Origin of the sequence: Gardnerella sp. 30-4 (assembly GCF_001641215.1) — a bacterium.
Taxonomy (GTDB): domain Bacteria; phylum Actinomycetota; class Actinomycetes; order Actinomycetales; family Bifidobacteriaceae; genus Bifidobacterium; species Bifidobacterium leopoldii.
Window position 1 is genome coordinate 25,073 of record NZ_LXJL01000004.1, and the last position, 8,400, is coordinate 33,472.

General features: G+C 46.6%; 8 protein-coding genes. All 8 read left to right on the forward strand.

What is annotated here, in order from left to right:
* The first annotated feature begins 50 nt into the window (after window positions 1-50).
* The 8 genes from tsaE (at window position 51) to metF (ending at window position 8,278) form a co-directional block, all read left to right on the forward strand.
* Window positions 51-623: a tRNA (adenosine(37)-N6)-threonylcarbamoyltransferase complex ATPase subunit type 1 TsaE gene (tsaE, locus tag A5294_RS00480; RefSeq protein ID WP_004106436.1), complete on the forward strand. Its 573-nt coding sequence runs from the start codon at window positions 51-53 to the stop codon at window positions 621-623.
* An 89-nt stretch (window positions 624-712) separates the two neighbouring features.
* Window positions 713-1,540: a tRNA (adenosine(37)-N6)-threonylcarbamoyltransferase complex dimerization subunit type 1 TsaB gene (gene tsaB, locus A5294_RS00485; protein ID WP_004119014.1), complete on the forward strand. Its 828-nt coding sequence runs from the start codon at window positions 713-715 to the stop codon at window positions 1,538-1,540.
* Window positions 1,541-1,565: 25 nt separating this feature from the next.
* Window positions 1,566-2,096: a ribosomal protein S18-alanine N-acetyltransferase gene (rimI, locus tag A5294_RS00490; protein ID WP_004119018.1), complete on the forward strand. Its 531-nt coding sequence runs from the start codon at window positions 1,566-1,568 to the stop codon at window positions 2,094-2,096.
* A 21-nt stretch (window positions 2,097-2,117) separates the two neighbouring features.
* Window positions 2,118-3,161, forward strand: a complete 1,044-nt coding sequence (tsaD, locus tag A5294_RS00495; RefSeq protein WP_064340195.1) for a tRNA (adenosine(37)-N6)-threonylcarbamoyltransferase complex transferase subunit TsaD — start codon at window positions 2,118-2,120, stop codon at window positions 3,159-3,161.
* Between the two features lie 43 nt (window positions 3,162-3,204).
* Complete coding sequence (locus A5294_RS00500; RefSeq protein ID WP_064340196.1) at window positions 3,205-4,356, forward strand: tRNA (adenine-N1)-methyltransferase; 1,152 nt, start codon at window positions 3,205-3,207, stop codon at window positions 4,354-4,356.
* A gap of 9 nt (window positions 4,357-4,365) precedes the next feature.
* Complete coding sequence (locus A5294_RS00505) at window positions 4,366-4,923, forward strand: histidine phosphatase family protein (RefSeq protein WP_004119025.1); 558 nt, start codon at window positions 4,366-4,368, stop codon at window positions 4,921-4,923.
* 118 nt (window positions 4,924-5,041) lie between these two features.
* Window positions 5,042-7,420 carry a 5-methyltetrahydropteroyltriglutamate--homocysteine S-methyltransferase gene (metE, locus tag A5294_RS00510; protein ID WP_064340197.1) on the forward strand — a complete coding sequence of 793 codons (2,379 nt, stop codon included), beginning with the start codon at window positions 5,042-5,044 and terminating at the stop codon, window positions 7,418-7,420.
* Window positions 7,421-7,423: 3 nt separating this feature from the next.
* Window positions 7,424-8,278: a methylenetetrahydrofolate reductase [NAD(P)H] gene (gene metF, locus A5294_RS00515; RefSeq protein WP_004119028.1), complete on the forward strand. Its 855-nt coding sequence runs from the start codon at window positions 7,424-7,426 to the stop codon at window positions 8,276-8,278.
* The last annotated feature ends 122 nt before the right edge of the window (window positions 8,279-8,400 follow it).

Below are 8,400 nucleotides of genomic sequence, written 5' to 3' on the forward strand. Positions count from 1 at the left end.
AAATAAGAAACGTAAATTAAGAACTGCAAATTAGAAAGATTGTGTTAAGTATGAAAGAAGAAACGGTGTCAGAACAGCAAAAAGTGTGTACTGTGCCTACAGATACTGATATGCGCGAGCTTGGTAAAGCTGTGGCAAAACTAGTTAAAGAAGGCGACGTTTTGCTGCTTTCTGGTCCTCTTGGAGCTGGTAAAACAACGTTCGCTCAAGGTTTTGGTGCAGGGCTTTCAATTAGTGAGCCGATTGTGTCTCCAACTTTTACGATTGCGCGCGAATTGCATGGCACTTTTGCGGATGGTAAGCCGGCGACGCTAATTCACGTTGATGCTTATCGTTTGGGTGGCGAAGATTTTGCTCCGGGGCAAGATGCTGTTTCGCGTTTGCTTGACGAGCTTGAATCTTTGGGGCTTGACGAAGCTTTGGAAGAGCCAGGAGACGGCACTGTTGTGCTTATGGAGTGGGGTGAGCAAATGGCAGGAGTGCTTGCTGCTGAGCGCTTAGAAGTTCATATTGCAAGACCTATTGACTCTTCGCAAGTAGACGATTTTACTAGCGATGGCGAGCGAATCTTAACTTTGAAAGCTGTTGGCAAGGATTGGCTTAATCGACTTGCAAAATTGTAATTAGAAATACGCGAGTAAATATCGCAACAAATAAATCAAGTTGTGCTAAGCGAGTAAGCTAGTCTGGTACGTGACTTCGAGGAATGAACATGAGTAATACGCTGATTATTGACACATCATTTGGCTCTACTGTTGGAATTGTGGGCCATGAGCCGATTGTTGAAACCGACTCTCGCACTCACGTGGAGCGTTTACAAGTAAATATTGCAAAAGTTGTGGAGGACGCTGGGCTTAAGCCTTCCGATATTAAACGCGTGGTTGTGGGAGTAGGTCCTGCTCCTTTTACAGGACTTCGCGCAGGATTAGTTGCAGCAAAAGCGATTGCATTTGCAAATAATGCTGAAATTTTGGGGTGTGATAGTCTTCTTCCTCAAAGTTTGATGATGCGTTCCGGCGCGTTCGAAGAAGCTCGCAAAAATGGCGTTATTTGCAAGGATTTGCTACTAAATATTCCGAATTCTGTGGATTCTTGCGACTCTAATATTCGTCACTACGTGCTTTCACTAAATGATGCGCGTCGTCGCCAAGTGTACATGTCCTTATACGACAACGAAGGAAATGCGCTAATAGATATGGATATTGACTATCCGCAAAATGTTGTTGCTCGTGTGAATGAGTATTTAGCAAGCAAAACTAACGAAAATTATTGCGTGGATGTGCTCGGACACGGTGCTAAAAAATACGTTGAAGATTGGCGAAATATTGCCAATATTGGCGTTATTGCTGAAGTTTCTGCGCTTGACTTGGGTGTGCAAGGCTTGCAAATTTTCGAGCAGTGCGCTGAGAATTGCGTCGATAAAGATGAGCGCGTAAAAGCTGTTGAACCGCTTTATTTGCGCCGTCCGGACGTGTCTGTGCCAAATCCGCTTAAGCATGTGCTTGGCTCTGGCGAAGCGAATAAGGCAAAAGAAAAATAGAAGCGTTTTAACGATTTGAGTAATTATGATTGTTGATATAACGCGTTCTAAATTTCCAGCAGTAGTCGAGAATTGCAATATAGTTCCAAAGTGCGATTTTACTTGCAATGAGTTAGCGCAAAAAATAGCTCCTATTGAAGCCGACTTGTTTGGCAAAGGCTCATGGAATGAGAGCATGATTTCGCAAGAATTGCAAGCTCCTATGCGCGCGTATTACGCTCAAATCGACGAAAATACGCATACGTTATGCGGGTATGCCGGCTACTGGTTTGACGGCGATGACGCGCAAATAATGACAATTGGCATTGCAAAACAATATCAAAGAAAAGGCCTAGCGTCGGAACTTTTATCAACTATGATCAAAACCGCAGAAAAAATTGGTGCTAAGCGCATGTTGCTAGAAGTGCGAGTTGACAATGTTCCTGCGCTCGTGTTGTATGAACGTTTTGGTTTTAAGAAAATGGGTTTGCGGAAACGTTACTATCAGCCGGAAGGCGTGGATGCGTACACAATGTGCGCTGATCTAACCGCAAAAAATAACGGAACTGAGGAATAACGAGGAATAAAGAGGAATAAAATGAGCGAAGCAATCGTATTGGGGATTGAATCAACTTGTGACGAAACTGCCGCAGCTATTGTGCGCGGACGTACTCTGGTGTCGAATGTGGTGGCATCTTCAATGCAGGAGCATGCGCGCTACGGTGGCGTAATTCCAGAAATTGCTTCTCGTGCGCACGCTGAAGCTTTCGTGCCGGTTGTTTCTAAAGCATTGGCAGACGCAAACATGGATTTAAGCGATGTTGACGCGATTGCAGTAAGCGCAGGTCCTGGTCTTGCTGGCTGCTTAGCTGTGGGAGTTTCGGGAGCTAAAGCACTAGCTTGGGCTGCAAATAAGCCGATTTATGGTATTAATCACGTAATTGGGCATATTGCAGTAACACAATTGCAATTCGGCGACGTGCCGGAAGATGTGCTGGCTTTAATTGTTTCCGGCGGTCACACTTCGCTTCTTCACGTGAACGATATTGCTAGAAGTATTGACGTTGTTGGCACAACTTTGGACGATGCTGCAGGCGAGTGCTTTGACAAAGTTGCGCGTTTGCTTGGATTCCCATACCCGGGTGGCCCTCATATTGATAGGCATGGCAGGCTTGGAAATCCGGATACTTTGAAAGTTCCGCAAGGCTTGACGCAAGGTCGTTCTGGCAAAGAGCATCCGTACGATTTCAGCTTCTCGGGCGTAAAAACTGCTGTTGCTCGTTGGGTTGAAGCGCGTGAGGCTCAGGGTCTTGAAATTCCAGTTGACGACGTGTGTGCTTCTTTGGCTAATTCTGTGGCGGAAGTGCTTTCCAGAAAAGCTATGATGGGCTGCGAGCAGTACGGTTCTAAAACGTTGATGATTGGCGGCGGATTCTCTGCTAACTCGCAGCTTCGTGAGCATTTGCTGGCTTGCGGCGAGGAGCATGGAATTGAAGTGCGTTTGCCAGAGCTCAAGCTTTGCACAGATAACGGTGCGATGGTTGCAATGCTAGGCGTGAATTTGGTAGAAGCAGGAGTTCGTCCTTCTGCTCCTGATTTTGCAATCGATTCTGCAATGCCTCTTACCACTGTGAGCTTATAATAGTAGAAATAATAAAAGTCGTTTTAAAGTTGCGAGGTGTTTAGTGCGTTCAGGTAGTTCGCGTAGCGGAGTGTTACGAGTAGGTGAGAAGATTCAGTTCACTGATCGTAAAGGTAAGCGAATTACTGCACAACTTATTGCAGGCGGATTTACACAAACTGAGCACGGCCTTATTTGTCACGACGACGTGATTGGCCAAAGCGAAGGCGTTGTAATTACTACTGTTAGTGCAAAGCGCGAATCTCAGCAAAATAGCGAAAATCAAGAATCTAAAGACCTTTCAAAATCTGGCAATAAGCCTTGGAAAGCAGCTCGCGCTATTGGCGGCTGGGATTATGTAGTTATGCGACCGCGCATGGTTGACTACGTGCTTTCTATGCCTAGAGGCGCGCAAATTATGTATCCGAAAGATATTGCGCAAGTAATCGCTTTAGGAGATATTCGTTCTGGAATGCGCGTTTTGGAGTCGGGCGCTGGCTCTGGTGCTATGAGTTTAAGTCTTTTGGACGCAGTTGGGGAGTGTGGAAAGCTTACTACGATTGAGCTTCGCCCGGATTTTGCGCGCATTGCCGAGTCTAACGCAACTTTGTACTACGGAAAGCGCCCAGAATGGTGGAATTTGCTTACTGGCGATTTTGATTCTGTTGCAAAAACCTTAGATGCGCACAGCGTGGATCGCATTATGCTAGACATGCTTGACCCTTGGAATCGCCTCGAGCAAGCTCATCGAGTTATTGTGCCTGGAGGCGTGCTTGTTGCGTACGTTACGACTACTACGCAAATGTCTCGCATGGCTGAAGCTTTGCGAGAAAGTGGCATGTGGACTGAGCCGGAGATTCAGGAAACATTGGAACGCACTTGGAAAGCTCAAGGTTTGGCGGTTCGTCCGGATCATGCGATGATTGGCCACACTGGATTTTTGATTGTTTCGCGCGCAATGGCTGAAGGTTTTAGCGCTTTGAAAAAGCGTGAGCACGGTACTAAAGATACTGTGAGCGATATTGACGATATGACAGCAGAAGAGCGCGCTGAACAGTTGGAAGACTTGTCTTTGCGTGATATTTCGGATCGTAAATTGCGTAAAGTTTTACGTGATTTAGACGTGCAGCTTGCGCAATTGCCGGAAGATTCGCAGTCGCAAGATTTGCAAGATTCGCAGTCTGCACAACAATCAGCGCTTAATCAAGCTAAGTAGGAGAGCATTATGGCATCACCAATGAAAAAGCTTATGAAGAAAGCACATCATAGTAAGTACGTTTTGTTGCTGATGCGTCATGCTAAAGCTGAGGCTCCTCAAATGGGTGACGACTGGGGTCGTGGTCTTACAGATAAGGGCTTGAAGCAGGCGAAAATTATGGCAAAAGGCTTGGAATCTTTGAAGCTTGTGCCGGATTATATTGTGTGTTCTAGTGCGAATCGCACTGAGCAAACTTTGAAACGCATGTTGAAGCGTTTTGGCGACTCTCCTGTGGTTGAGTCGCGCAAGAGTCTTTACGATGGCGGTATGCAATCTGTTATGGACGAGTTGCAAGCGATTCGAGGCGATGTTCATACGACGATGATTGTTGGGCATGAGCCGACGATGTCTATGGCTGCGCAGTGGCTTTCTTCGCCTGATTCGGATCCGGATGTGCTTGGGGCGATGCGTTTGGGGCTTGCTAATGCGTCTGTTGTGGTGCTTGTGTCTGATCGTCCATTCGCAACTTGCGGCTTGCGCGGTGCCACGGCCCTCGCAATCCTCACCCCCAAATCCTTTGCATAACCACACGAAATTAAGCATATAAATTAAGCTTATAACGACACCCCAAGTTCTTGAATGACCGCATTCAAGCATTTCTTTGCTAGGCTAAAGCGAGTCAAAGAAATTTTTTGGAGGATGTATGTCTGCGGTTTTTACTTCTGTTTCCGGTTTCCCACGTATTGGCGCTAATCGTGAGTTGAAGAAGATTATTGAACGTTACTGGAAGCAGGATGCTTCTTTGGATGAAGTGCGTGAAGTTGCTCAGTCTTTGCGAGCTAAGCATTGGCGTTTGCAAGCTGAAGCTGGGATTGATTTAATTCCAAGTAACGATTTTAGCTACTATGATCAAATGCTCGATACTGCTATTTTGCTGGGTGCTGTGCCTGAGCGTTATCGTAAATTGAATTTTGAGCATGCTGAGGATACGCTTTTTGCTATTGCGCGCGGCTATCAGGGTGAGCGCGGCGATGTGACGGCGTTGCCAATGAAGAAGTGGTTTACTACGAACTACCACTATATTGTTCCGGAAGTTGTGAATCCGGAAGGCTTGCATTTGGCTGGAACTAAGCCTTTTGACGAGTTTTTGGAGGCTCGCGCGCAGGGTTTGGAAACGAAGCCTGTGCTGATTGGCCCGTACACTTTTTTGAAGTTGGCTCGTACTCCTGAAGCGCAGGAGTTGAAAGTAACTGAGTCTGTGATTTCAGCTCTGGCTTTTGCTTATGCGAGTATTGTTAAGCGTTTTGGCGAACTTCACGCAACTTGGCTGCAATTTGATGAGCCTTATTTGGCGCTTGATAAAGAGGAAGGCGATTTGGAGCTTTTTGAAGCTTTGTATAAGCCTTTGCTTGATGCTAGGAGCGCGGAAGTTAAGATTCTTCTTAACACGTATTTTGGCAATATTGCTGACGCTTACGAAACTGTGAATAATCTTGGTTTTGACGGTGTTGGCGTTGATTTGGTGGAAGGCAAGGAAGAAAATCTTGCAGCCATTGAGCGTTATGGTGTGAACGAAAAAACTACGCTTTTTGCTGGCGTTGTGAACGGCCGCAATATTTGGCGCAACGATTATGCTGTGAGTCTTGGTTTGGTTGACGCTTTGCGTAAGAATGTTACGGATCGCGTGGCTGTTTCTACTGCTTGCTCGCTTCTTCACGTGCCTTTTAGCACTGCTGGTGAGGATGCTTTGGGTGCGGATGTTTTGCAATATTTTGCTTTTGCTGTTGAAAAGTTGCAAGAGATTCGCGATATTGCAAATCTTGCTGCAGAAAGTGACGAAAGCCGCAAGTCAAGTAACGTTTTGGCTAAAAATCAGGCTTTGTTCGACGGTTCGCGCGTGAAAGCAGATTCTGCTGTTGCTAATCGTCTTGCTAATCTTAAAGATTCTGATTTTGTGCGATTGCCGGAAAGGGCAGAACGTCAGCGTTTGCAAAAGGAAGCTCTTGGCTTACCGGATTTGCCAACGACTACTATTGGATCTTTCCCGCAAACTAAGGATATTCGTAACGCTAGAGCTGCTCTTCGTAAGGGCGAGATTTCGCGCGAAGCTTACGACGAGTTTATGCGCAATCGCATTGCCAAGTGCATTGAGCATCAGGAGCAAATTGGCTTGGATGTGCTTGTTCACGGCGAGTTTGAGCGCAACGACATGGTTGAATATTTTGGCCAGCATTTGCGCGGCTTTAAATTTACGAAAAACGCTTGGGTGCAGTCTTATGGTACTCGCTGCGTGAAGCCTCCAATCGTGTGGTCGGATGTTTCTCGCGAGTCTGCGATTACTGTGGCTTGGAGCGCTTATGCCCAAAGCTGCACGAAGCATATTGTTAAGGGCATGCTTACAGGACCTGTGACGATTCTTAACTGGTCTTGGCCTCGCGAGGATATTACTCACGAGCAGCAGACTCAGCAGTTGGCTCTTGCTATTCGCGATGAAGTGTTGGATTTGGAGCGTGCGGGTATTCGTGTGATTCAGATTGATGAGGCTGCTTTGCGCGAAAAGTTGCCACTTCGCCGCTCTGATTGGCATAAGAAGTATTTGGATTGGGCGATTGCTGCTTTCCGCCTTGTTCATTCTGCAGTTGCTGCGACTACGCAAATTCACACGCATATGTGCTATTCGGAGTTTAATGACATTATTCGCGACATTGATGCTATGGATGCGGATGTGATTTCTTTTGAGGCTTCTCGTGGCGACTTGGTTGTGCTTGACGCTATTCACGACGCGCATTTTGAGACTGAGGCTGGTCCTGGCGTTTACGACATTCATTCTCCGCGCGTTCCTGGTAAGGCGGAGCTTGTGGAGCGTATTCACGAGATTTTGCGTAAGATGCCTGCTCAAAAGCTTTGGATTAACCCGGATTGCGGTCTTAAAACTCGAGGCGACGCTGAAACTTGGCCAAGCTTGGAGAATCTTGTCGCTGCTGCTAAAGAGGTCCGTGCGGAGCTTTCTAATAATCAGCAAAGCAACAAGCAAAGCGGAAATCTAAGCGGCAATGTAAGCAACAATCTAAATAGGGGGTGAGCTATGCCGTATAAACCAAAGTTTTCGCTGGAAGTTTTTCCACCTAAGCGCACATCTCCTATTGGTACGATTTACGATACTTTGGATGGTTTGAAGGGTCTTGACCCGGATTTTATTTCGGTTACTTACGGCACTGGAAAGCTGCAGGATCGTACTGCTACTGCGCGTATTGCTCATACGATTCGCTCCGAATATGGCATTGACGCAGTTGCTCATTTAACAGCTCGCTACCTTGATTATGATGCTGTTGATGAAGCTTTGGAAATGTTTGATAATGCTGGCGTTTCCGGCGTTTTGGCTTTGCGCGGAGACGTGATTGCTGGCCAGGAGGCGGCAGGCGTTTTTGAGCACGCTAGTGACTTGGTTTCCTACATTCGTTCAAAGCGTCCGGATTTGCCTATTTTGGGCGCTTGCTACCCGGAGAAGCATCCGGAGGCGGAAAGTTTGCAGGCGGATATTGATAATCTGAAGCGCAAGGTTGATGCTGGTGTTACGCATTTAATTTCGCAATTATTCTACGATAATGAGGATTTTTTGCGCTTCCGTGATTTAGCTCGTGCGGCTGGCATTAACGTGCCGATTGAGGCTGGAGTAATGCCTGTGGCGAACGCTTCGCAAGTTAAGCGCATGACGAGCTTATGTGCGTCTCGAATTACTTCGCAAGTTTCCGCAATGATGGATCGTTGGGGGAGTAATGCTGATTGCTTGCGTGATGCTGGCAGTATTTTTGCTTCTCAGCAGATTAACGATTTAATTGCAGAAGGCGTGGATGGCATTCACTTGTATACGATGAATCATCCGGGTATTGCTCGAAGGATTTGGGCGAATGTGAAGCCGCTTTTTACGAAAATTGGGTAGGTGGCAGCGTTACACAAGTTTTTGCTTACTGTGGCGCGAGTTTTGGGGGATTTCTCTCCTCGCAAGTTCCCGTCCTTCGTCGCTCTGGCTGTTAAAGATTTTACTGTCTGCTTTGTTCTTAA

Bases quoted from the DNA above. Each gene is read 5' to 3' on its own strand.
- tsaE (WP_004106436.1), top strand. From the start codon at position 51: ATGAAAGAAGAAACGGTGTCAGAACAGCAAAAAGTGTGTACTGTGCCT.
- tsaB (WP_004119014.1), top strand. From the start codon at position 713: ATGAGTAATACGCTGATTATTGACACATCATTTGGCTCTACTGTTGGA.
- rimI (WP_004119018.1), top strand. From the start codon at position 1,566: ATGATTGTTGATATAACGCGTTCTAAATTTCCAGCAGTAGTCGAGAAT.
- tsaD (WP_064340195.1), top strand. From the start codon at position 2,118: ATGAGCGAAGCAATCGTATTGGGGATTGAATCAACTTGTGACGAAACT.
- A5294_RS00505 (WP_004119025.1), top strand. From the start codon at position 4,366: ATGGCATCACCAATGAAAAAGCTTATGAAGAAAGCACATCATAGTAAG.
- metE (WP_064340197.1), top strand. From the start codon at position 5,042: ATGTCTGCGGTTTTTACTTCTGTTTCCGGTTTCCCACGTATTGGCGCT.
- metF (WP_004119028.1), top strand. From the start codon at position 7,424: ATGCCGTATAAACCAAAGTTTTCGCTGGAAGTTTTTCCACCTAAGCGC.